Annotated in this window: 23 protein-coding genes; 17 read left to right on the top strand and 6 right to left on the bottom strand. The window is 70.4% G+C overall.

Translation table 11 applies throughout. The features are described 5' to 3' along the window. Complete coding sequence (locus BJY22_RS39470; RefSeq protein WP_202891471.1) at positions 1 to 627, top strand: DUF6891 domain-containing protein; 627 nt, start codon at positions 1 to 3, stop codon at positions 625 to 627. Positions 628 to 629: 2 nt separating this feature from the next. Continuing rightward, positions 630 to 1739: a hypothetical protein gene (locus BJY22_RS39465; RefSeq protein WP_167217207.1), complete on the top strand. Its 1110-nt coding sequence runs from the start codon at positions 630 to 632 to the stop codon at positions 1737 to 1739. Position 1740: 1 nt separating this feature from the next. Here BJY22_RS39465 and BJY22_RS39460 read toward each other — a convergent pair whose 3' ends face one another. Then, entirely contained in the window at positions 1741 to 2133 is a 393-nt protein-coding gene (locus tag BJY22_RS39460; RefSeq protein ID WP_337759808.1) for a MerR family transcriptional regulator, read from the bottom strand. Between the two features lie 68 nt (positions 2134 to 2201). On the opposite strand from BJY22_RS39460, the gene BJY22_RS39455 reads away from it, so the two are divergent. Genes BJY22_RS39455 through BJY22_RS39445 form a run of 3 tightly spaced genes read left to right on the top strand, consistent with a single transcriptional unit; the run spans position 2202 to position 5705 of the window. Further along, positions 2202 to 3365, top strand: a complete 1164-nt coding sequence (locus BJY22_RS39455) for an acyl-CoA dehydrogenase family protein (protein WP_167217203.1) — start codon at positions 2202 to 2204, stop codon at positions 3363 to 3365. Positions 3366 to 3384: 19 nt separating this feature from the next. Continuing rightward, positions 3385 to 4914: an acyl-CoA carboxylase subunit beta gene (locus tag BJY22_RS39450; RefSeq protein WP_167217201.1), complete on the top strand. Its 1530-nt coding sequence runs from the start codon at positions 3385 to 3387 to the stop codon at positions 4912 to 4914. A gap of 14 nt (positions 4915 to 4928) precedes the next feature. Then, positions 4929 to 5705 carry an aldolase/citrate lyase family protein gene (locus BJY22_RS39445; RefSeq protein ID WP_167217199.1) on the top strand — a complete coding sequence of 259 codons (777 nt, stop codon included), beginning with the start codon at positions 4929 to 4931 and terminating at the stop codon, positions 5703 to 5705. Positions 5706 to 5803: 98 nt separating this feature from the next. Here the strand turns inward: BJY22_RS39445 and BJY22_RS39440 are convergent, their stop codons facing one another. Next, complete coding sequence (locus BJY22_RS39440) at positions 5804 to 6877, bottom strand: CobW family GTP-binding protein (protein ID WP_167217197.1); 1074 nt, start codon at positions 6875 to 6877, stop codon at positions 5804 to 5806. Between the two features lie 94 nt (positions 6878 to 6971). Between BJY22_RS39440 and BJY22_RS39435 the strand changes: the two genes are divergently transcribed. The 6 genes from BJY22_RS39435 to BJY22_RS39410 all read left to right on the top strand — a co-directional run bounded on the left by BJY22_RS39435 (position 6972) and on the right by BJY22_RS39410 (position 12487). Continuing rightward, positions 6972 to 8183, top strand: a complete 1212-nt coding sequence (locus BJY22_RS39435; RefSeq protein ID WP_167217195.1) for a GNAT family N-acetyltransferase — start codon at positions 6972 to 6974, stop codon at positions 8181 to 8183. Positions 8184 to 8365: 182 nt separating this feature from the next. Further along, positions 8366 to 9085 carry a DUF4129 domain-containing protein gene (locus BJY22_RS39430; RefSeq protein WP_238350584.1) on the top strand — a complete coding sequence of 240 codons (720 nt, stop codon included), beginning with the start codon at positions 8366 to 8368 and terminating at the stop codon, positions 9083 to 9085. Then, positions 9082 to 9666, top strand: coding sequence for a hypothetical protein (locus BJY22_RS39425; protein ID WP_238350583.1), 585 nt, complete (start codon positions 9082 to 9084; stop codon positions 9664 to 9666). Before BJY22_RS39430 ends, BJY22_RS39425 begins: the two co-directional genes overlap by 4 nt. 9 nt (positions 9667 to 9675) lie before the next feature. Next, positions 9676 to 10650, top strand: coding sequence for an AAA family ATPase (locus BJY22_RS39420; RefSeq protein WP_167217193.1), 975 nt, complete (start codon positions 9676 to 9678; stop codon positions 10648 to 10650). Beyond that, positions 10647 to 11948 (top strand): DUF58 domain-containing protein, encoded by a 1302-nt coding sequence (locus BJY22_RS39415; RefSeq protein ID WP_167217191.1) that lies wholly within the window; start codon positions 10647 to 10649, stop codon positions 11946 to 11948. Before BJY22_RS39420 ends, BJY22_RS39415 begins: the two co-directional genes overlap by 4 nt. Beyond that, positions 11945 to 12487: a hypothetical protein gene (locus tag BJY22_RS39410; RefSeq protein WP_167217189.1), complete on the top strand. Its 543-nt coding sequence runs from the start codon at positions 11945 to 11947 to the stop codon at positions 12485 to 12487. Before BJY22_RS39415 ends, BJY22_RS39410 begins: the two co-directional genes overlap by 4 nt. Here the strand turns inward: BJY22_RS39410 and BJY22_RS39405 are convergent. Further along, positions 12484 to 13038 (bottom strand): TetR/AcrR family transcriptional regulator, encoded by a 555-nt coding sequence (locus tag BJY22_RS39405; protein ID WP_337759807.1) that lies wholly within the window; start codon positions 13036 to 13038, stop codon positions 12484 to 12486. The two genes, BJY22_RS39410 and BJY22_RS39405, sit on opposite strands and share 4 nt — an antisense overlap. Before the next feature lie 89 nt (positions 13039 to 13127). On the opposite strand from BJY22_RS39405, the gene BJY22_RS39400 reads away from it, so the two are divergent. After that, positions 13128 to 14552 (top strand): DHA2 family efflux MFS transporter permease subunit, encoded by a 1425-nt coding sequence (locus tag BJY22_RS39400; RefSeq protein WP_167217185.1) that lies wholly within the window; start codon positions 13128 to 13130, stop codon positions 14550 to 14552. A gap of 2 nt (positions 14553 to 14554) precedes the next feature. Then, positions 14555 to 14893, top strand: a complete 339-nt coding sequence (locus tag BJY22_RS39395) for an MmcQ/YjbR family DNA-binding protein (protein ID WP_167217183.1) — start codon at positions 14555 to 14557, stop codon at positions 14891 to 14893. Here BJY22_RS39395 and BJY22_RS39390 read toward each other — a convergent pair. Continuing rightward, positions 14873 to 16210 carry a neutral zinc metallopeptidase gene (locus BJY22_RS39390; protein ID WP_167217181.1) on the bottom strand — a complete coding sequence of 446 codons (1338 nt, stop codon included), beginning with the start codon at positions 16208 to 16210 and terminating at the stop codon, positions 14873 to 14875. The genes BJY22_RS39395 and BJY22_RS39390 overlap by 21 nt on opposite strands. A gap of 99 nt (positions 16211 to 16309) precedes the next feature. Between BJY22_RS39390 and BJY22_RS39385 the strand changes: the two genes are divergently transcribed. Together BJY22_RS39385 and BJY22_RS43220 are read left to right on the top strand one after the other, a co-directional pair. Then, positions 16310 to 18013 (top strand): DUF885 domain-containing protein, encoded by a 1704-nt coding sequence (locus BJY22_RS39385; protein ID WP_337759806.1) that lies wholly within the window; start codon positions 16310 to 16312, stop codon positions 18011 to 18013. Further along, complete coding sequence (locus BJY22_RS43220; RefSeq protein WP_167217179.1) at positions 18010 to 19200, top strand: Maf family nucleotide pyrophosphatase; 1191 nt, start codon at positions 18010 to 18012, stop codon at positions 19198 to 19200. The genes BJY22_RS39385 and BJY22_RS43220 overlap by 4 nt, the downstream gene beginning before the upstream one ends. Before the next feature lie 104 nt (positions 19201 to 19304). Here the strand turns inward: BJY22_RS43220 and BJY22_RS39375 are convergent, their stop codons facing one another. Then, the gene (locus BJY22_RS39375) at positions 19305 to 19505 is read right to left on the bottom strand and encodes an acyl-CoA carboxylase epsilon subunit (protein WP_167217177.1); all 201 of its coding nucleotides are present in this window, start codon (positions 19503 to 19505) and stop codon (positions 19305 to 19307) included. Next, positions 19502 to 21079 (bottom strand): acyl-CoA carboxylase subunit beta, encoded by a 1578-nt coding sequence (locus BJY22_RS39370; RefSeq protein WP_167217175.1) that lies wholly within the window; start codon positions 21077 to 21079, stop codon positions 19502 to 19504. The genes BJY22_RS39375 and BJY22_RS39370 overlap by 4 nt, the downstream gene beginning before the upstream one ends. 90 nt (positions 21080 to 21169) lie before the next feature. On the opposite strand from BJY22_RS39370, the gene BJY22_RS39365 reads away from it, so the two are divergent. Then, positions 21170 to 22546 carry a hypothetical protein gene (locus tag BJY22_RS39365; protein ID WP_167217174.1) on the top strand — a complete coding sequence of 459 codons (1377 nt, stop codon included), beginning with the start codon at positions 21170 to 21172 and terminating at the stop codon, positions 22544 to 22546. Positions 22547 to 22570: 24 nt separating this feature from the next. Further along, positions 22571 to 23182, top strand: a complete 612-nt coding sequence (locus BJY22_RS41305; RefSeq protein WP_202891470.1) for a hypothetical protein — start codon at positions 22571 to 22573, stop codon at positions 23180 to 23182. Positions 23183 to 23199: the final 17 nt, after the last annotated feature.

Below are 23199 nucleotides of genomic sequence, written 5' to 3'. Positions count from 1 at the left end.
GTGGAGACCTACGACAACTCGCTGCGGGCGACAGACGATCCGGACGGCATCGAGGAGGCGCGGGAGCAGATCTTGGCGTGGATCCTGCCCGGCTTCATGAACCGGGCCGAGGTGATCGAGGCCGCGACAGAGTACCTGGAAGACGAGGGTCGGCTGACGGGCCAGCAGGTCGAGCAGTTCGTCGACGAGCTGTGGCGCGCCCGGCTGGCCGAGCAGCAGCGCTGGCCGGACCGGACCGACGCCGACAACGTCACGGCCGCCTTCGCCGAGCTGGAAGCCGCGGGCATCGTCGCCCGGATGAACTTCACCTGCTGCCAGACCTGCGGATCCACAGAGATCTTCGACGAGCGTCCGGCCGACCGCCCGTCCACCGGTTATGTCTTCTTCCACTCACAGGACGCCGAACGTCTTGCCGACGACCCGGCGTATCTGTTTCTCGCGTACGGCGCCTTCGATGCACCCGAGCACGAGTGGCCCGCTCGCGTTACCGCGGTCGGCGAGCAGGTTGCCGGAGTACTCCGTGCTCACGGCCTCCCGGTGACGTGGGACGGTTCCTCGGGCCAGCGCATCCAGGTAGGCCCGCTCACCTGGCTCAACCGCCTGCCCGAAGCAGTGCAGGACACCTGACGTTGGGCGAGGCGTCGCGTGAGTGGGCCGCAAAGCTCGACGGAGCGTGGGCTGAGATCGCCCGCATCTCGGCGGACGCTCGCACGTTCGATCGGCTGAGGCTGAATCGGATTGCGGACAGCTGGGACAACAGCGTCTATCTGTTCGTGGGTGCTGCGCGGATCCGCCGACCGTGGGTGCGGGAGGCGGTCGCTCGCGATGGCATGGCGTACCTGGACTGGCGGACGCGTGAGTCGGAGTACCAGCACCTGACGCCGGAAGTTGTAGCGGAGTTGGCCGCCAAGTTCGATCTGGTCGGGGCGGAGGTTTCCGAGCTGACGATCGAACGCTCGAAGGGGCGGCTGGAGTGCCGGATGTCCGTCGTCGTGGAGCGGACCGAGGTGTCGTACGCGCTGCCGGACATCCACCTGTACTGCGCCGGCGTCGAGGCTCTCCGGTTCGACGCCGACGATCGCTTCGGGATCGAGTTCTCCTGGCAGGACGGCGTACCCGTGATTTCCGTTGGGGGCGAAGGGGTTGTCCGGGCCTCCGACGTGACCCTGTGGGTTCACCACAAAGCTTGGGCCTGGTCGCCTCCCAGCCTTCCACCGGCGTCGGCCGAGCCGTCGAGGTGGCGGCTCGGTCGGTCGGCGCTGCATGGGGCCGCGCTGGAGGCGGCGACTCTGCTGCACGACGCGTTGCTCCTGACTCGCGGGGTCTGGGCGCTGACGATGACTCACCTTGTCCCGGTCCGGGCCTTCGGCCGGGTGTTCGCCGGTGCGGGCACCGACATTCTCGCGGCCGGATCCGCAGTACGGCGGGATGCCGCGTTCCGGGGGCTGATCGGGCAATGGCGTGCGGCGGGAGGGGCTGAGCTGGCGCCCTGGTTCGAGGAGCCGTTGGGCCATCTCACGCCGGAGCCGCCGGCCGGGCCCGCGCCCCAACTGATGCTCGCGGGGTTCGAGGTGCATCATCCGACCGCGACCCTGCTCTACGCCACGCCCGGCACCCCATGGACCCTCCGGCGGGTCGCCGTCGAGAGGCCATCGCGCTTCACCGTCGACGCAGTCGCCTTCGAGCATCCGCGCGCGGAGGCCGATCGCAGGGGCCTGGTGCGCATCGAGGCGGAGTAGTTCAGAGCTGGCCGTTGCGGAGAGCGGCGAGGTCGGTGTGGCAGCGGGTTTCTACCTCGGCCAGTTCCTGGAGGGTTTCGTCGATGTCGCGGCGGCGTTGTTCGAGTTCTGCGCGGCGGTGGGTGATCTGGGTGAGGAGGTAGACGAGCTGGCCTTCCTCGCCGGGTTCGGCGTCGTACATGTCGACGATCTTGGCGATCTCGTCGAGGGAGAAGCCGAGGCGCTTGCCGCGGAGGATGAGGCCCAAGCGGACCTTGTCGCGGGGGTGGTAGACGCGCTGCGTGCCGCGGCGCTCGGGGGTGAGCAGGCCGCGGTCCTCGTAGAACCGGATCGTTCGCAGCGTCACGTCGTACTCGGCCGCCAGTTCGGCGATCGACCAGGTCTGCGCAGACACCCGGCTATTGTGCATGACACTCAGCGTGCTTTACGTTTACGTAAGCGTCAAGCACGAAGGGGTGCCGCATGTTCGAGTTGTCCGCGGAGCATCAGGAGTTCCGGCGTAGCGTTCGCGACTTCGCGGAGGCGGAGATCGCGCCGCACGCGGCCGAGTGGGACCGCAAGCACTACTTCCCGGTGGAGGTCGTGCAGAAGATGGGGCGGCTCGGGCTGTTCGGGCTGACCGCGCCCGAGGAGTACGGCGGTGCGGGCGGCGACTTCACCAGCTTGTGCGTGGCCATCGAGGAGATCTCCCGCGTCGACCAGTCGATGGGGATCACGCTCGAGGCGGCGGTCGGGCTCGGGATCAACCCGATCCTCACCTTCGGCACCGACGAGCAGAAGGCCACCTGGCTGCCGGACCTGGTCGCGGGGACCAAGCTGGCCGGGTTCGGGCTGACCGAGCCGGAGTCCGGGTCGGACGCCGGCGCCACCAAGACCCGCGCGGTGCTCGACAACGGCGAGTGGGTGATCGACGGCTCGAAGCAGTTCATCACCAACTCGGGATCCAGCATCACGAGCTGTGTCACCGTCACCGCGCGCACCGGCGAGAAGCCCGACGGCAAGCCGGAGATCTCCACGATCATCGTCCCGAGCGGTACGCCGGGATTCACCGCGGAAGCGGCGTACGACAAGCTCGGCTGGCATGCCAGCGACACGCATCCGCTGTCGTTCGTGAACTGCCGCGTCCCGGAGGGCAACCTGCTCGGTGAACGCGGCAAGGGCTTCGGCCAGTTCCTCGCGACGCTCGACGACGGCCGGGTCGCGATCGCGGCCGTGGCGCTCGGTTGCATCCGGGCGTGCCTGGAGTTCTCGGTCCAGTACGCCGGGGAGCGGCAGACGTTCGGCGTACCGATCGGACGCAAGCAGGGTGTGGCGTTCCAGATCGCCGACCTGAAGGTGATGGCCGACGCGGCCGAGCTGCTCGTCTACCGGGCCGCGGCGCTGAAGGACGCTCAGGCGCCGAGGGACGAGTTCAAGCAGGCCGCCTCGGTGGCCAAGCTGTACGCGACCGAGTCGGCGGTCACCGCGACCCGGATCGCCACGCAGGTCTTCGGCGGCTACGGCTTCATGGAGGAATACCCGGTCACCCGCTTCTACCGCGACGCGAAGATCCTCGAGATCGGCGAGGGTACGTCGGAGGTCCAGCGGATGCTGATCGCCCGGTCGCTCGGGCTACCGGTGGAATGATGCCTGGGATGATGCAGGCATGACTCACGACCACTGGACAGAGGTCAAGGTCGCCCGTGAGGCGACGATCGCGCCACCCGAGAAGGCGGCGGCGAAGCTGGCGAGTCAGAACAAGCTCTACGTCCGCGACCGGATCGCGCTGCTCGTCGACGAGGGCAGCTTCGTCGAGGACGCGCAGCTCGCCAACGCGCTGAACGCCGGCCTGCCCGCCGACGGCGTGGTCACCGGCCGCGCGCTCGTCGACGGCCGCCCCGCGCTGCTCGTCGCCAACGACCCGACCGTCAAGGCCGGCTCGTGGGGCGCCCGCACGGTCGAGAAGATCGTCCGGATCACCGAGGTCGCGCTTCGCGACGAGCTGCCGATCTTCTGGCTCATCGACTCCGCCGGCGCCCGGATCACCGACCAGGTCCAGCTCTTCCCCGGCCGCCGCGGTGCGGGCCGGATCTTCCACAACCAGGTCGCGCTGTCCGGCAAGGTCCCGCAGATCTGCTGCCTGTTCGGCCCGTCCGCGGCGGGAGGCGCCTATATCCCGGCGTTCTGCGATGTCGTCATCATGGTCGACGGCAACGCCTCGATGTACCTCGGCTCGCCCCGGATGGCCGAGATGGTCGTCGGTGAGAAGGTCACGCTGGAGGAGATGGGCGGCGCCCGGATGCACACCAGCGTCTCCGGCTGCGGCGACCTGCTGGCGAGCGACGACACCGAGGCGATCGAGCTGGCGAAGCAGTACTTCTCCTACCTGCCCGGCTCGTGGCGGTCGCGGCCGCCGTCGTACGACGCCTCGGAACCGGCCCGCGACTTCACCCGCGACCTGGTGCCGGCCGAGGAGAGCGTCGGGTTCGACATCCACGCCGTGATCGACGCGCTCGTCGACGCGGACACGTTCTTCGAGATCAAGCCGGCGTACGCCCCGGAGCTCGTCGTCGGCTTCGGGCTGCTCGCGGGGCAGGTGGTCGGGATCGTCGCGAACCAGCCGGCGGTGAAGGGCGGCGTACTGTTCGTCGACTCGGCGGACAAGGCGGCCCGGTTCATCTGGCTGTGCGACGCGTTCAACGTGCCGCTCGTGTACCTGTGCGACGTACCGGGGTTCATGATCGGCAGCGAGGTCGAGCGCGCCGGGATCATCCGGCACGGCGCGAAGATGATCACCGCGGTGTCCGAGGCGACCGTGCCGACGGTGTCGGTGATCGTCCGGAAGGCGTACGGCGCGGGGCTGTACGCGATGTGCGGACCGGGTTTCTCGCCCGACGCGTGTGTCGCGCTGCCGACGGCGAAGATCGCGGTGATGGGTCCGGAGGCGGCGATCAACGCCGTGTACTACAACAAGATCCAGGAGATCGCCGACGAGGGCGAGCGGGTCGAGTACGTCTCCAAGCTGCGTGAGGAGTACGAGACCGACATCGACATCCTCCGGCTGGCCGCGGACCTGGTGATCGACGCGATCGTCGAGCCGGAGAATCTCCGCACCGATCTGATCGCCCGCCTCGCCGCCGCGCAGTCCAAGGACCGGACGTTCTCCCACCGACGGCACGGTGTCCCGCCGGTGTAGATAGGCTCAACCCCGTGAATGCAAACGATTTCGCGCGCAAGGTCCGATCGCGGGAGAAGCTGGTCGGCTACTGGATCACGCTGGACGCGCCGCCCGCGGCCGAGCGGATCGCCCGGCTCGGGTACGACTACGTGGTGCTCGACGGCCAGCACGGTCTGATCGGGTACCAGGGCCTGATGACCGGCCTGATGGCGATCGACGCCGGTGCCGCGATCGGCCCGCGTCCGACGGTCGGCCTGGTGCGGGTCGAGGCGAACGACCCGACACCGATCGGGCGGGCGCTGGACGCCGGCGCGACCGGCGTGATCGTGCCGTTGATCGACACCGCGGACGACGTACGGCGAGCCGTGCAGGCGGCGAAGTACCCGCCGGTCGGGGCGCGGTCGTTCGGCCCGATGCGGGCGTCGTTGCGGATCGGCCCGGTGCCGGCGGACAGCAACGACGCGACGGTCGTCCTCGCGATGATCGAGACGCCGCTCGGTCTGAAGAACGTCGCCGAGATCTGCGCGACACCCGGTCTCGACGGCGTGTACGTCGGCCCGTCGGACCTCAGCCTCGCGCTCGGCGCCCGCTTCCCGGGTGACCCGGAGCTCGAGGGACCGTTCGAGGAGGCCGTCGAGCTGATCGCGCGGACCGCGCAGGAGGCCGGGATCGCAGCGGGCATCCACACCTTCGACGGCGACTCCGCGAAGCACCGCCTGGAGCAGGGCTACAGCTTCGCGACCGTCGCCTCCGACGTCGCCCACCTCGAGGCAGTCGCCGCCGCGCACCTGGCCACCGCCAGGTCCTGATTTGCCTGGCAGGCCAGGCAAATCAGGGGTTCTGCACCGTGATTCCGGGTGTAGAACCCCCAATTTGATGGGTCTGCCAGGCAAATCGGGGGAGAGGGTTAGAGGACGCCGGCGAAGGGGTCGTCCAGGTCGGTCCAGTCCGGGGCGGCCAGTTCGGATTCGGTGAGCAGGCAGGCGTCGAGGACTGCCTGCAGGCGAGCCGGGTCGAGGCCCATGCCGGTGGCGACCACGGTGCACTCGGCGAGGTGCTCGGTCTCCGACCACTCGCCGAGTGTGCCGAGCGAGGCGCTGTACCCGGCGGACTCCCAGCGCACGCGCTGGGTCGGCCGGTTCGCCAGCCAGACCACGCCGCGGCTGCGGACCACGCCGTCGACGATCTCCTCGAGCGCGTCGTTCAGCCGGGCGGGATGCAGCGGCCGCGTCGACCGCCACAGCACCGTCGTGACCCCGTCGCCGCTCGGCTGGACCCGGTCCGACGACGCGAGCTCGCCGGCCCACGCCTCGGCGGCGTCGAAGTCGAACCGCCCGGTGCGCGCGACCGGCCCGTTCGGTACGCCGGCAACGTCCGTCGTCACGACCGACGTCCGCGGGTTCAGGTGGACCAGCAAGTGCTCGAGCCGCTCGACCGCCGTACTGCGATGCGCATTGGCCAGCACGCACACGTCGGCGTACTCGATCTGGCGTGCGGTCAGCTCCGCGACGTTGCGGCGATCCGGTAGCCCGAGCGCCAGGCCGCGCTCCGCGAGCAGCTCGTCACCGGACAGCTGCTCGATCAGCAGTACGGCGTCGACGACGGAGGTGACCGTGTCGACGACGATCTCCGGCAGAGCGGACACCAACGTGCTGACGAGCGGTCGCGCCTCCATCGCCGGCGGCGCGGCGAGCACGACGTGGTCCCAGTGCCCGCGTGCGACGAGTGTCTCGAGCAACGGCACCAGGGACTCGATCAGCTGACACGCGCCGCAGTCGTCCCCGACCGTGAACTCACCCGTGTCGATCGGGCCCGACGTGTCCTGCACCCGCCAGGACAGCGCTCCGCGACCCGCGAGGTCCTCCTGCCCGACCGCGACGACCACTGTGGTGGCGTCCGTCATCGCCTCCAGGACAGGCTCGCGCAACGTCGTGGACAGCCCCACCAACAAGGACAACGGGGTTTTCGCTCGGGCGGTCATCCTCCGAGTATATGAAAACGGTTTTCATCAGTCTACCCCTGGGGCCGGGCCGAATTCGGAGGTGCGGACACCGATCGTCTGGTAGGTAAGGGACATGGCGATCGAGATCGGGAAGTTCACGGGTACCTGGGAAGAGTTGCTGGAGTTGCTGGACATGGCGTTCTCGTCGCCGTGGAGCGACGAGCAGTACGAGGTGGAGCGGCAGATCTGGGACCAGGACAGGTCGATCGTCGCGTCCGAGGACGGTCAGCTCGTCGGCCACACCGCGGCGTTCCCGCAGCTGCTGACGGTGCCGGGCGGACAGCTGCCGACGGCGGGCGTCACGATGGTCGGCGTCCGGCCAACGCACCGGCGGCGCGGAATCCTGCGCGACCTGATGCGCACGCAGCTGACGGACATCCACGAGGCGGGCCAGGAGCCGCTGGCGGCGCTGACCGCGAGCGAGCCGGTGATCTACCCGCGGTTCGGGTACGGCCTGGCGTCCGACCACCAGGAGATCGTCGTCCCCAAGGCGTCTCGCGCGCTGCGCCCGGTGGCCGGCATCGACGAGGTGCGGATCCGGTACGTCGACGTACACGAGAGCCTGGAGCGCTGTGCCGAGCTGCGGAACAAGCTCGCGCTGGAGACGCCGGGCATGTTCCAGCACGACGAGCGCTGGCAGCAGTACACGATCCGGGACAACCTCACGACCAGCACCACGAACGCGTCGAAGCTGCGGTGCGTCGTGGCCGAGCGGGACGGCGAGCTCACCGGGTTCGCGCACTACCGGACGAAGCGGGCGGAGAAGGGGTACGTCGACGTACAGCGGGTGCATGCGGTCGACGTGGCGTCGCATGCCGCGCTGTGGCGGTACCTGCTCGAGCCCGACCTGCTCAGCCAGACGCACTGCGAGATGCTTGCTTCGGACGATCCGCTGCTGGATCTGCTGCTGGACCCGCGGGCACCGGGTGCGATCACGCGGGACGGGCTGTGGCTACGGCTGGTCGACGTCGGTCGCGCGCTCGCGAGCCGGACGTACGCGCGCGACATCGACGTCGTCATCGAGGTGATCGACGACTTCCTTCCGTGGAGCGCGGGCCGCTGGCACCTCACCGGCGGCCCGGACGGCGCGGCCTGCGAGTCCGTGACGCGCGACGCCGACCTCACGCTCGACGTTCGCGATCTGGGCGCGGTCTACCTCGGCAAGCCGTCGCTGGAGCGGCTCGGTCGCGCCGGTCTCGTCGCCGAGCACAAGCCCGGTGCGCTGTCCGCGACGTCGGAAGCGCTTTCCACATCCCGGCTTCCGTTCCTCGACACCGGCTTTTAGGGTGCGTCTCCTGATCCCACGCCTACTGCGCGGCACTCGGCGGGCACCTCGCTGAGCGGGAGCGAAGGGAACGATGAACCAACATCGCCCCCTCCGCTCCCGCTCACCGAGGCACTCCGCCGAGCACCTGCTCGCTACGGCGTGGGATCAGGAGACGCACCCTGATCGGCTAACCTGCCGAGATGCAGACGCAGCGTCGGGGCGCGCTCGCGATGGTCTCCGTGCTGCTCGTGGGGATCGTGGTGGCCGGCTTCGTCGTGCTCGCGTCCGCGGGCGGGCCGGTCGGCCCGGTCAGCGAGAGCACGCGGAGCATCAGCCCGCGGCCGCTGCCGACGTTCACGCAGAACCAGAGCGCGCCGTCGGCTCCGACCGCGACCCCGACGCGGCAGCTCGAGCCGACCGAGACGCCGGCGTGGCTGAAGGCGTTGTGGCAGGCGGTCGTCTACCTGGCGATCGCGGCCCTGGTGGTCTTCCTCGGCCTGGTGATCTTCCGGATCCTGCGACGGGTCAGGTTGCCGCAGGCGGAGCCCGAGGACGCGGACTGGGAGCGGATGAAGACCGCGCGGCTGGCCGAGGCGGTCGACAGTGGTCTCGCGCAGATCGACAGCGGTACGGCGACCGACGCCGTCATCGCGTGCTGGGTGGCACTGGAGGAAGCGGCCGCGTCGGCGGGCGTACCGCGGGATCCGTCCGAGACGCCCGCCGAATTCACCGTCCGGGTGCTCGGCATCGGCGGGATCTCGGAGCCGCAGCTGATCGGGCTGGGCGAGCTGTACCGCGAGGCGCGGTACTCCACCCACGGCTCGAGCGAACAGGCCCGCACCGAAGCACGCGCAGCCCTCCGACGACTCCGCGACGAGCTCGCGCACGTTCGCCCGGCAGACGTGGAGGCCAGCACATGACCTCGTCGTACAGCTGGACGCCGCTGGAGGAGAAGGCGCCGCCGGCGGAGGTCAAGCGGAGGCGGCGGCCCAACAAGATGCTCGTGCAGCACCTCGGGATTGCCGTGCTGGGGAGCCTGTTGCTGGTGGGCGTCTTCGGGGCCGCGGGGATGGCGCCGCGGCCGCTGTGGTTCGTGGCGGCGGCGTTGGCGGTCGGGGTCGTGTCGCTGGCGATCCGGTTGCTGATGCCGCAGGTGCTGGAGACGAGCTGGCCCGGTCGGCACGACGACAACCTGGCCGTGCTCCGCACCCGGAACAGCGACACCCGGACGCAGTTCATCGCCACCTGGTTGCAGGAGTCGAGTCGTGAACGGCGTGCCGGTGAAGGGTCGCTGACCTTTGTCCGCCGCATTCGGCCGCTGCTGCTGGAGCTTGCCACCGACCGCCTGGTGCACCGGCACGGCGTCGACCCCGAGCGGGAGCCGGAGCAGGCCCGCGCGATCGCCGGCGACCGGCTGTGGGCGCTGATCGCCGACGACGACAAACGCACCGCGTCCTTGGACGAGATCGAGTACGCGATCCACACCATCGAGAACTTGTGAGGGAATGCAGTGGCTGAGGGTGAGTTGACGCTCGACGAGGTGTCCGCGCTGAGCCGGCAGGTGCTGGAGCGGGTCGGCCAGGCCGTGGTCGGCAAGGGCGAGGCGCTCGAGTTGGTACTGGCGGGCATCCTGGCCGGCGGCCACGTGCTGCTGGAGGACTACCCGGGCCTGGCGAAAACGCTGGCCGCGCGGTCGTTCGCGCAGGCACTCGGGCTGGAGTTCCGGCGGGTGCAGTTCACGCCGGACCTGCTGCCGTCGGACGTGACCGGCGCGTTCGTGTACGACCAGAAGGAGTCCGAGTTCGTCTTCCGGCCGGGGCCGATCTTCACCGGCCTGCTGCTGGCCGACGAGATCAACCGGACACCTCCGAAGACGCAGGCCGCGCTGCTGGAGTCCATGCAGGAACACCAGGTCACGGTCGAGGGGCAGACGTTCCCGCTGCCCGCGCCGTTCCACGTGCTCGCGACCGCGAACCCGGTGGAGTACGAAGGCACCTACCCGCTTCCCGAGGCACAGCTCGACCGCTTCATGCTGCGGATCGGCTTCGGCTACCCGACTCCCGCGGAGGAGTGGGAGGTGCTGCGGCGCCGGATGAGCCGTCGTCGGGAGGATCAGACGGTGGAAGCGGTGACCGATGCGGCCGGCCTGCTCGCCGCCCAGCGCACGGTCGAGACGGTGACCGTGGACGACACGGTCGGTCAGTACTGCGTCGACCTCGCCGCAGCGACCCGTCGGGACTCGCAGGTGCTTGTCGGCGCCTCGCCCCGTGGTTCGCTGGCGCTCCTGCTGACTGCGCGTGCGTACGCGGTGATCCGGGGCCGCGACTACGTCGTACCGGAAGATGTGAAGGCGGTCGCGGTGGCCGCGTTGGCCCACCGGATCACGGTGCGCCCGGAGCTGTGGCTGCACGAGGTGACCGGCGCGACGGTGGTGCGGACCGTGCTCGGCTCGGTCCCGACGCCCCCCACCGTCGCAGTGGCATGAGCTGGAGACCCACGCATGCGCAGGTCCGTGCGATCTGTGTTGCCGCGGTGCTGCTCGGGGTGGCCGTGCTGTTGCGGCGCCCGGACGCGGCCGTGTTCGGGCTGCCGTTGGCGTTCCTGGCCGCGTGGGGGCGGTTCTTCCGGCCGCGGGAGCGCCCCGAAGTACAGACCGAGCTGGACGCGGACGTGCTGTTCGAGGGGCAGGGTACGACGTACCGCCTGCGCGTTCCGGAATCCGTGGACCCGGACATCGACCTGATCGTGGCCGCGCTGCCGCGGGCACCGTGGTTCCAGTACGACCCGCCGCGGGCCGCGATCGCGGAGCCGGTCGCGAACGGCGAAGTACGGCTGGAGGTCGGCGTACGGTCGAAGCGCTGGGGACTGCGGTCGTTGGAGAGACCTACAGTCACCGCGACGTCGTCGGTCGGGGCGTACCGCATCCAGGTGACGTCGGCGGAGTCGCAGTCGGTGACGACGCTCCCGCTGCGGGAGGGTTTCGAGGCGGTGGACGCCGTACCGCGGCCGGCCGGACTGGTCGGTCTGCACCGGTCACGGCGGCCCGGGGAGGGGACGGAGCTGGCCGGAGTACGGCCGTTCCGGACGGGAGACCGGCTGCGGCGGATCAACTGGGCGGTGTCGGCGCGCACGCGGGAACTGCACGTCACGTCGACCTGGTCGGACCGCGACACCGAGGTGGTGATCATGGTCGACACGGGCGGCGAGATCGGTATCAGCGAAGGGATCGACGGGCGGTCGTCGAGCCTCGACACCGCCGTACGCGCGGCCGCGGCGATCGCCGAGCACTACCTGCGCAACGGGGACCGCGTGCGGCTGATCGACACCGGGAGCCTGTTCCGCGGGGTGCGGTCGGGGAGCGGGCGCGGGCATCTGCGGCGAATCCTCGACACACTCGTGCACGCGGACCGGCGGGGCCGGCAGCAGGACGAGGAGCAGCTGGCTCGCCGGAACCGGATCCGCTCGGACAGCCTGGTCCTGGTGCTCAGTCCGCTCCTGCGCCAGACGATGCTCGGGTACGTCGTCACGCTCGTCCACTCCGGCTGCACGGTGATCGCGATCGACACGCTGCCGCCCGACGTCGCGTCGATCATGGACCTCGACGCACACGACCAACGGTCCTGGCCGCTCGCGTGGCGGCTGCGGTTGCTGGAACGTCGTCGCGACCTCGATCGGCTCAGCGACCTCGGCGTACCGACCGTGCCCTGGCAGGGCTCCGGGACCTTGGACGAGGTACTGCGCGACGCCGCCCGCCTGTCCGCCGCCCCAAGGATCCGTTCATGAGTGTCGACGAGAAGATCACGCTCTGGCTGGCGCAACTGCGGGCTTCCGGGCGAGCTGTGCTGCTGGCTCGGCTGGTGATCGCGGTCGCCGGGGCCGTCGCGCTCGTCGTGCCGGCACTGCAGTCGTGGGATCAGCCGGATCTGGTCGCGATCGTCGGCGTACCGCTGCTGCTGGCCGCCGTGGTGCTGCCGGATTCGCTGGCCGCGATGGTGTTCATGCTGCTCGTCGCGCTCGGCTGGATGATGCGCGGGCCGGGTGAGCTGAGCTGGAGCCTCGTGCTCACCGCGATCGGTCTGATCGTGGTCCACCTGGCCAGTGCGTTCGCCGCCCAGTTGCCGTCGTACGCGCGGGTGCATCGAGCCGCCCTGCGCCGCTGGTGGTTGCCCGGGGCAATCGCCGTCCTGCTGGCACCCGCCGTCGCCGGAGCGGCCGCACTCGTGCGTGGCGCGGACGTCGCCGGCTCGCTCCTCGTCACGGTCGCGGCGATCGCCGTCACCGCCGCCACCATCTGGTTCGCCGCCGGCCCGAAGCTCGACTAGGGCGTCTCGTCCTGGCCGAGGGTGTTCGTGATCTCCTCGGCCCAGGACAGGGGGATCGCGTTCGGGCCGAGGACCTGCATTGCCGACATGACGGTGATCAGCATGCCGGTGGAGAGGAACTCGCGGGCCTGTTGCGGTGAGGCGCCGGTCAGCTCGCGGACCAGGCCGTAGATACCGCCGAAGCGCGCCCGCACGCAGTCGCCGATGGCGGGCTCGCCGCTGGCGGAGAAGCCGTGCAGCAGGACCAGCAGGACCTCGGGCTCGGCCAGCAGCCGCTCGTAGTTGCGTCCCAGGGCGCTCAGTTCGGGGTTCTCCGCCGCGGCGTCGCGGAAGATCTGCTCGATCCGGTCGCAGACGCTCTGGAGGGCGGCGAGGAACAGTTGCTGCTTGGTCCCGAACAGCCGGATCACATAGGGCTGTGAGACGCCGGCGAGACGCGCGATCTCGTCGGTCTTGGTGCCCTCGTACCCCGACGCGGCGAAGGCGCGGACGGCGGCCCGCAGTACCTCGTCGCCCCGCTCCTTCGCGGTCAGCCGAACCCTCGCGGTCACCGTTCTCCTCTCGTCCGTTGACATGTTATCAGTCGATGCATACTCTCGTGTGGGGCTTGTTATCAGTCGATTACAACAAGGGGTGTGGGATGACCGCTGTCGACGAGAGGGACATGGCGGGTGGCGCGGTACGGCGCCGTGGCTCCGGTCCTGGCTTGGGTGTGGTGCTCGCCGCCGTGGGGATCCCGACCTTCATGGTCACGCTGGACAACCTGGTCGTGACGAACGCGCTGCCGGTGATCAAGGCCGAGCTGGGCGCCTCCCTGTCCGACCTGCAATGGTTCGTGAACGCCTACACGCTGGCCTTCGCCGCGTTGCTGCTCACCGCGGCGGCGATCGGCGACCGGCTCGGCCGGCGGCGGATGTTCCTGGCCGGGATCGCGCTGTTCACGCTGGCGTCGGCCGCCTGTGCCCTGGCGACCGAGCCGTGGATGCTGACTGGCGCCCGGGCGATCCAGGGCATCGGCGCGGCGGCGGTCATGCCGTTGTCGCTGACATTGCTCGCGGACGCCGTACCCGAACGGCTGCGCAGCGCCGCGATCGGCATCTGGGGCGGTATCTCCGGCCTGGGCGTCGCCGTCGGTCCGGTCGTCGGCGGCGCGGTGGTCGACGGCCTGAACTGGCAGTGGATCTTCTGGCTGAACGTGCCGATCGGCGTCATCGCCGTACTGCTCGCGGTCCGCGTCCTCTCCGAGTCCAGGGGTACGGCGAAGCGGCTCGACCTCCTCGGTCTGGTGCTGGCGACGGCCGGCGTACTGTCCGTCGTCTGGGGTGTCGTGCACGGCGCCGACGACGGCTGGACGTCCCCCGGTGTGCTCGGCGCACTGATCGCCGGTGTGGTGCTGTTGGTGGCGTTCATCGGGTGGGAGCGTCGTACGGCGGCGCCGATGCTGCCGCTGCGGTTGTTCTCGGTGCGCTCGTTCAGCGTGGTGAACGTGGTGGCGTTCACGTTCGCCGTCGGGGTGTTCGGGTCGGTGTTCCTGCTCGCGCAGTTCTTCCAGATCGTGCAGGGATACACGCCGTTCCAGTCCGGCGTCCGCACGTTGCCGTGGACGGCGGCGCCGCTCGTGGTCGCGCCGATCGCCGGCCTGATCGTCGACCGGGTCGGCTCGCGGACGCTGATTGTCGCCGGGCAGTTCCTGCTCGCCACGGCGCTCGGCTGGATCGCACTGATCACCACGGCAACGACGCAGTACGGCGACCTGGTCGCGCCGTTCGTCCTGGCCGGAGTGGGCATGGGGCTGACGTTCGCACCGTCCGCGAGCGTGGTGATGAACAGCGTCTCCGAGGCGGACCGAGGCGTCGCGTCCGGGACCAACAACACGATCCGCGAGGTCGGCGTCGCGATGGGCGTCGCAGTCCTGGCCTCGGTCTTCGCCTCGGCCGGCTCCTACGACTCACCCACCCAGTACACCGCCGGCCTCGTCCCCGCAGTCTGGACCGGCGCGGCCATCGTCGCCACCGGCACCATCGCCGCCCTTCTCCTGCCGGGACGGCGACGTTCTACAGTGTGACCGTGCTGGACGCAGACGACGTACGACGGATTGCGCTGTCGTTTCCGGAGACGGTGGAGAAGGAGCGGTGGGGGCACCCGACGTTCGACGTGGCCGGGCGGATGTTCGTGACCGTCCCGGACGACCGGACGTCGTTCGCGGTGCGGTGTCCGCGGCTGGAGCGTGACGAGCTGATCGCCGCGGAGCCGGAGAAGTTCTGGGTACCGAAGCACGAGGCGGGCTCGAACTGGGTTCGGGCCCGCCTCGGTGCGCTCGAGGATGCCGACGAACTGCACGACATCCTGTTCGACTCGTGGTGCCAGGTCGCACCGCCGGGACTGTCAGCTGACGTTGGCGGGTGACGCCGAGAACGTGTTGCAGGTGGCCGGGTTGGCGGTGTTGAAGGCCTTACCCATGAACCGCCCCTGGCTGGCCACGCTGCCGTGGGTGCTCACCTCCGGCTTGTCGCCGGCGGTGACGACGTACTTGTTCCAGACGAACAGCAGGTTGCCGTTGATCGGGTAGCTGCGCTTGTTCGCGGCCAGGAAGACACCGGCGAAGCAGTTCGCCTGCAGCTCGATCCGGCGGGTCATCCGCTTGCGGCCGTCGTAATCCGTCTGCTCGTAGCGCAGGTTGTTCGACGCCTTCAGGATGCCCGTCATGAACTGCACGCTGTGGCCGTACTCGTGGGCGATCGACCGCGAGTACCACATCCGGGCGTAGGCCTGTCCGATCGGATCGCCGGGGTACTGCGTGTACGCCTTCACGAACACGTCGACCTTCATGTACATCGTGTGGTTCGCCGGGCAGTAGAACGGGACGTTGACGACGCCGGCGCCGCACGGGTTCGACACCGAGGAACCGGCCCAGTACTTCATCTGCGGCGCCTTGAACCTGTAGCCGGACTTGCTCACCAGCGGCGCCCAGGACTTGTCCAGGCAGGGCTGGAGGGCGGCCCAGTACGCTGCCGCGTTCCGCGCGTTGGTCGGTCGGACCCTCGGCTCCCTGCAGTTGACCGTGGCCATCTGGCCGGCCTTGTAGAGCGCGTTCTTCGCCACGACGTCCACGTCCGACGGCTCGTTCGGGGTGCTCGACGTCTCGGTCGTGGTCGGCTCCGACGTGGTCGGTTCCTCGGTCGGCTCCGTCGGTGACTCGGTCGGCTCCTCCTCCGTGGGGGAGGTGGTCGGCTCGGGCGTGTATCGGGTCGGGTTGCCCGGCGTCGTCGTAGTGGTGTCGTCGCCCATCCTGACCAGGCCGATCAGCGCGCCGCCGACGATCGCCACGCCGACGATCGACAGGATCGCGACGAGCGGGCCCTTCGACTTCTTCCGCGGCTGCTGCGGCTGCCAGCCGAAGCCAGGACCACCGGGGCCGCCGGGGCCGCCCGGTCCACCGGGACCGCCCGGGCCGAAGTTCGGTCCCCAGCCGAAGCCGGGGCCCTGCGGCGGTGCTCCGTGCTGCGACGGACCGCCGTACGGAGGACCTTGGGGCGGACCTTGGGGCGGACCGCCGTACGGCGCCTGGGGCGGCGGACCGCCGTACTGGCCGGGCGGAGGACCCTGCGGCGGGCCGCCGTACTGACCGGGCGGCGGGCCCTGCGGGGGACCCTGCCGAGGGCCCTGCTGGGGGCTCTGCGGGTACGGGTTCTGGCCGGGCGGCCCGTAGGGTGGCTGGCTCAACGCCGTTCCTCTCGTCCCTCGTGCTGGCATTCAGCGACCGCCACAGTATCGGCAACAAACAGGTCAGCTCCGGCCGCCCTCGGCGGGTAGGGTCGGCGTGTGACCGACGCCGTGACCGCTGCCAGCACGCCGAACAGCCCGATCGACCAGCTCGCCGAACGGCACCTCGAGCAGGAGATCGTCCTCGATCCGCTCGGTGCGACCGAGCTGGGGATCGCCGGCCACGACCACGAGCTGCCGGACTTCACCCCGGCCGGGTTCGACGCGCGGATCGAGCTGGTCCGGCGCTCGCTCGCCGAGGCCGGGTCGATCGAGCCGGCGAGTCCGCGCGCGGAGGTCGCCAAGGACGCGTTCGTCGAGCGGCTCGGGCTGGAGCTCGAGCGGTACGAAGCCGGCGTACCGCAGCACCAGCTGAACGCGATCTCGTCGGTCCCGGCGGCGTTGCGGCAGGTGTTCGATCTGATGCCGACAGCAACCGACCAGGACTGGGAGACCGTCGCGATCCGGCTCAACCAGATCGGTACGACGCTCGACGGGTACCGCGACACGCTCCTGGAGCAGGCCGGTCAGGGCCGGATCTCCGCGGTCCGCCAGGTGACCGGGCTGGCCGAGCGGATCGCCAGCTGGACCGGTGCCGAGGGCGACGACTTCTTCGCGGGGCTCGCCGCGCAGGCGCCGGACAGTCCGGTCAAGCCGGCTGTCGAAGCCGCGGCCGCCGCGGCGCGGAAGGCGTTCGACCAGTTCGGTGCCTGGCTGACGTCCGAGCTCGCGCCGCGGGCGCCGGAGCGGGACGCGTGCGGCCGCGAGGTGTACGAGCTGGCGTCGCGCAGCTTCCTCGGCGCCGCGATCGACCTCGAGGAAACGTACGCCTGGGGCTGGGCCGAGCTGGCACGGATCGAGACCGGCATGCAGGCGATCGCGGCCGAGCTGAACGGCGGTGACCGCACCATCGAGGCGACCGCCGCGCTCCTGGACGACGACCCGGCGCGCACGATCCAGGGCAAGGAAGCTTTCCGGGACTGGATGCAGCAGCTGTCGGACGCCGCCGTCGCCGAGCTGGGCGGCACGCACTTCGACATCGCCGACGAGATCCGCACGCTGGAGTGCATGATCGCGCCGACCTCGGACGGCTCCATCTACTACACGCAGCCCAGCGAGGACCTGACGACGCGGCCCGGCCGCATGTGGTGGGCCGTGCCGAACGGTGTCGAGAAGTTCGCCACCTGGCGCGAGGTCACGACGGTCTACCACGAAGGGGTGCCCGGGCATCATCTCCAGGTCGCGCAGACGATGCTGCGTACCGACCTGCTGAACCGCTGGCAGCGGATCGCCTGCTGGGTCTCCGGCCACGGCGAGGGCTGGGCGCTGTACGCCGAACGTCTGATGGAGGAGCTCGGCTATCTGGAGGACCCGGGCGCGCGGTTCGGGATGCTGGACGCGCAGGGGTTCCGCGCGGCGCGGGTGATCGTCGACATCGGCATGCACCTGGAGCTGGAGGTGCCGCGCGACAACCCGTTCGGCTGGCGGCCGGGCGAGCGGTGGAACGCGAGCCTCGGGTTCGAGTTCCTGCGCGCGCACTGCCGGATGGAGACCGAGTTCCTGCAGGCCGAGCTGAACCGGTACCTCGGGTGGCCGGGCCAGGCGCCGTCGTACAAGGTCGGTGAACGGATCTGGCTGCAGGCGCGCGAGGAGGCCAAGCAGCGCAAGGGATCCGCGTTCGACCTGCGGACGTTCCACTCCGACGCGCTGAACCTCGGGTCGATCGGTCTGGACCCGCTGCGCCGGGCGCTGGTGAAGCTGTGAGTCCCCGGTTCGTCCTGGCGTCGGCGTCGCCGGCCAGGCTGAAGACGTTACGCGGCGCGGGCATCGAGCCGGAGGTGATCGTCTCCGGCGTCGACGAGGACAACGTCACCGCGGAGAACCCCGGTGAGCTCGCCCGCCTGCTCGCCACACTGAAGGCACGCGCGGTGGTCGCCGGGCTGACCGATCACGCGACCGTTCTCGGGTGCGACTCGGTCCTGGAGTTCGACGGCGTCGCGTACGGCAAACCCGGTACGCCGGACGTCGCGCGCGACCGCTGGCGCATGATGCGCGGGCGTACCGGCGTACTGCACACCGGCCACTGCCTGATCGACACGACGTCCAAGCAGGAGATCCGCGAGCTCGCCTCCACCACGGTGTACTTCGCGGACCTCACCGACGAGGAGATCGACGCGTACGTCGCCACGGGCGAGCCGCTCGTCGTCGCCGGAGCCTTCACCGTCGACGGTCTCGGCGGCCCGTTCGTGACCGCGGTCGAGGGCGACTACCACAACGTCGTCGGGCTCTCACTACCGTTGTTGCGCCGGATGCTGCGTGAGGTCGACGTCACCTGGCCCGAGCTGTGGAACACCGGGAAGCCCTTCACGTACGACGAATCCGTCGCCTCGACGTACGACGAGACGCGCGGCGGGCCCGCCCGCGCGGAAGCGGCCGCCCGCGCCGCCGACGTACTGCTGCCGAAGGGCGGCCGCGTCCTCGAGCTCGCCGTCGGCACCGGCATCGTCGGTGCCGAACTGGTTGCCCTGGGCCACTTGGTGCACGGCGTCGACCTGTCGACCGCCATGCTGCAGCACGCGAAGGTCCGCCTGCCCGGCCACGTCGCCGCGGCGGACGCCTCGCTGCTCCCGGTGGCGGATCGCCGGTGCGACGCGGTCGTCGCCGTCTGGCTGCTGCATCTCCTCGACGACAGCGAGCCCGTGATCGCGGAGGTCGCCCGCGTCCTGCGGACCGACGGCGTCTTCGTCACCACCACGGAGAAGTCCGAAGCCGGCCGCTACGCCGACGGCCGAGTCCCCGACGACACCCGCTCCCAGGACGCCCTGTCCCACTTGGCCGCCACAGCAGCCCGCTACGGCCTGGTCCTGGACGGCGCGACGACGTTCCCCGGCCCGGTGCGAAACACCGGCGACGCGCCGACCTACCCGCTCGTCCGCTTTCGGCGCATCTGATCGGCAGCTCGACAGGAGGTGTCGCCGCTTCCGGCGCCTCGTGATGCCGGACTACGCCTGGCCCACCGGCCTGTTGGACGTATACGTACTGTCGAGCTGCAGATCTACGGGTGGGCGGAGGCGCGCCACTGGCCGGGACCCGGATGGAACGGGGTGCGGGCGTTGCGCCAGTAGGTCGCCCAGTTGCTGGCGCGGTCCGTGTCCGGAGCGGGCTCGGGTACGGCGGCGCGTGCCGCGATGACCGCGACCAGGGCGGCGAGCTCTTCGGGGGTCGGGTCGCCTTTGGTGATCTCGAGTGCGCTCACAGCGGGATGTTCCCATGCTTCTTCGGGGGCAGGGTGTCGCGTTTGGTGCGGAGCAGGCGGAGGGCGCGGACGATCTCGGCGCGGGTCTCGCTGGGTTTGATGACGGCGTCGATGTAGCCGCGCTCCGCCGCGACGTACGGGTTGGCCAGATGGTCCTCGTACTCGGTGATCAGCTGCTGGCGGCGGGCCTCGGGGTCCTCGGCGCCGGCGAGCTCGCGGCGGTACAGGATGTTGACCGCGCCCTGGGCGCCCATCACGGCGATCTGCGCGGTCGGCCAGGCGATGTTCATGTCCGCGCCGAGGTGCTTCGAGCCCATCACGTCGTACGCGCCGCCGTACGCCTTGCGGGTGATGACGGTGATCATCGGGACGGTCGCTTCGGCGTACGCGTAGATCAGCTTGGCGCCGCGGCGGATGATGCCGTTCCACTCCTGGTCGGTGCCGGGCAGGAAGCCGGGTACGTCGACGAAGGTCAGGATCGGCAGGTTGAACGCGTCGCAGGTGCGGACGAACCGGGCCGCCTTCTCGGAGGCGTCGATGTCGAGGGTGCCGGCGAACTGCATCGGCTGGTTCGCGACCACGCCGACCGGGCGGCCCTCGACGCGGCCGAAGCCGACGATCAGGTTCGGCGCGAACAGCGTCTGCACCTCGAGGAAGTCGCCGTCGTCGACGACCGCCTCGATCGCGGTGTGCATGTCGTACGGCTGGTTCGGCGAGTCCGGTACGAGTGTGTCCAGCGCGAGGTCGGTCTCGATCGGCTCGAGGTCGGCGGGCGCGTCGTAGACCGGCGGGTCCTCGAGGTTGTTCTGCGGGAGGTGACCGACCAGCGCCTTCACCCATTCGATCGCGTCCTCCTCGTCGGAGCCGAGGTAGTGCGCGTTGCCGGACTTCGTGTTGTGCGTCCGCGCGCCGCCGAGCTCCTCCTGGGTGACGTCCTCACCGGTGACGGTCTTGATCACGTCCGGGCCGGTGATGAACATGTACGACGACTCGTCGACCATCACGGTGAAGTCGGTGACCGCGGGGGAGTAGACCGCCCCGCCGGCACACGGGCCCATGATCAGCGAGATCTGCGGGATCACCCCGGAGGCGCGGACGTTGCGGCGGAAGATCTCGCCGTACAGGCCGAGGCTCACCACACCTTCCTGGATCCGGGCGCCGCCGGAGTCGTTGATGCCGATCAGCGGGCAGCCGATCTTCATCGCCAGGTCCATCACCTTCAGGATCTTCTCGCCGAAGACCTCGCCCAGGCTGCCGCCGAAGACGGTGAAGTCCTGCGCGAACACGCACACCTGCCGGCCGTCGATGGTGCCGAAACCGGTCACCACGCCGTCGCCGTACGGGCGGTTCGCCTCCAGGCCGAAGCTGGTCGAGCGGTGCCGCGCGAACTCGTCCAGCTCGGAGAAGGAGCCCTCGTCCAGCAGCAGGTCGATCCGCTCGCGGGCGGTCTTCTTGCCGCGGGCATGCTGCTTCTCCACCGCGCGTTCCGACCCGGCGTGCACGGCCTCGTCGAGCCGCTGCTCCAGGTCCGCGATCTTGCCGGCGGTGGTGTGGATGTTCACGGTCTCTCCCATGAACGGGCAGCCTACGCGCCAGTACGCCGTACCGCCTGTGACGTCGCTCGCAAGCGGCGTACTGAACCGGTCCGGCGATAGGTTTCCCGGGTGGCTGACGTCGGGAACCTCGTCCGCAAGGTGGATCAACTCGTCGAGAAGGACACGGTCGACGGAGTGTCCTCGCTCCGGCTGGGGCGGCAGTTCGAGCTGAGCAAGGGGCACGAGGAGATGCTCGAGCCATTGGCCGCCAACCTGGATCTGCCGGGGCGGCTGGCGCCGGTGATCCATGCGATCGGGGACCGCCGCGACGGGCAGTGGTACGACCCCCGGGCGGACGCCCGCGCCGGGCTGACCGAACTGGTCGCGCTGTGTGCGGGATCACTCGAGCCGGACCCGACGTTGCCGCCGCCGGCCGATCCGGAGGCCCGGGACCGGCTGACGCGGGCGGTCAATCGTGCGTACGCCGCCAACGCCACACCGCGCCTGGTCGCGGACCTGTTCCCGAACGGACGGTCGGACGACCTCGGCCAGTTCACGCCGCCGCAGCTCGAGGGCGACGTGGCGGCCGCCCGCGCGATGGCGATCGCGATCGGCGCGCGGACCGGGATGCGGGAGGCCGACGTACTGCGGAAACTGGTTGCCGACGGCCCCGGTGGAGCGGCGTACGCGGCCACCGATCTGCTGCTGAGGAACCGTCCGGACTACCAGCGGCTGCCGGGCGAGCAGCAGCCCGGGATCCGGCGACACCTTGCCCGGAGCATCGAGGCCGGGTTCGCGGCACGCGATGTCCGGCAGGCCGCGGAGCGTGAGCTGACCGAGGAGCTGGAAGCCCGGCGCGAGGACGTCAGCGGCGGTGCCGGGACGATCGACGTGGCGAGCGCGATGGCCACCGACGAGCTGGGCAAGCTGCACACGTTCCTGCAGGACATCGACTACTGGCAGCGGTCCGCCGAGCCGTACGCCGAGCCGCAGCTCGACGAGGTCCGCGGGATCGTTGCCGAGCGGCTCGTGTCCAGGGTGGAGCACCATGCCGGGACCGCGACCGATCTCACGTTCGACCAGCTGAGGGTGCCGGCTGCCGCGACGGACGCCGCGGCAGCGACGATGGTGACGGCATCGACCATTCCGCACGAGAGCCGCCCGGCGGCCCGGGCCGCGACGGCCACCATGCTGACCGAAGGCTTCGACGAGTTGCCCGCCCGGATGGCCGAATGGCGAGCCGACGGCTGGGACATGAGGCAGCACGCGGAGCTGTACGGCGGCGCGCTCGGCGACCGGACTCTCGCGGCCGTCCGTACCTTCGAACGCCGGCCCCCGAGCCCGCGGGCCGCCGCGGCACCGGACCGCGCACAGAACGCCGCCGCTTCCTTCGCGACCGACCCGGCCATGCCGCCGCTGCGCCGGATCCACGCCGGGGAATCGCGCCGCGCCGACGAGAGCTCGGTCCGCCCCCGCAACGGAGGCACCGACGGCCTGACCCGGTGACCCTCTGCCTGTCAGGATTGACCAGTGGACTACGCCGAGTTCGACGCCGAACGCCGCCGCATCGTCCGAGCCTGGGGAGAGTCGATCACCGACCCCGAAGCGCTGGCCGCCGCCGTCGACGGTCTCCGCGACCAGGCGGGCACCATCCAGGACCACGCAGCGCAGGCCAGAGCACTGCGCTCCGTCGAGAACCTGGACGATCTCGTCACCGAGGCCCGCACGCCGGAGAGCGAGTACGTCCGGCGGGCGTCGGACGTGCTGCTGGAGTCCACCCCGCCGGAGGGGACCCGTGCCGAGCAGCGAGCCCGCGCCGAGGCGGGGATGGCCGAGATCGCGCGGATCGCCGCCGAGGCTCCGACCGCCGGCGAGCGGGACGCAGTACTCGAGATGAACGAACCGCTGGCCATGATCGTGGCGGCGCACGAGGATTCCGGGCGGACCGGCGACGCGGCACCTTCCCCGCACCGGACCGACGACGCGGCTCCGAACCGTGGCAGGAGCGCGGGCGAACGGGCGGCCAGGTTCGCGATGGATCCGGCGGTCGCGCCGGCCGGCGGCATCGCCGCGCCGGAGTCTGCGCCGGCGTCCCGCCCCGGTGCGTCGGCCGAGTCCAAGGCACCCGGCCGCAATCGTTGACCATGCGATGATTGCTC

It is taken from the genome of Kribbella shirazensis (assembly GCF_011761605.1).
GTDB classification, from domain to species: domain Bacteria; phylum Actinomycetota; class Actinomycetes; order Propionibacteriales; family Kribbellaceae; genus Kribbella; species Kribbella shirazensis.
Note: the sequence above shows the minus strand (reverse complement) of the source record. Positions and strands in the feature narration are given on the sequence as shown.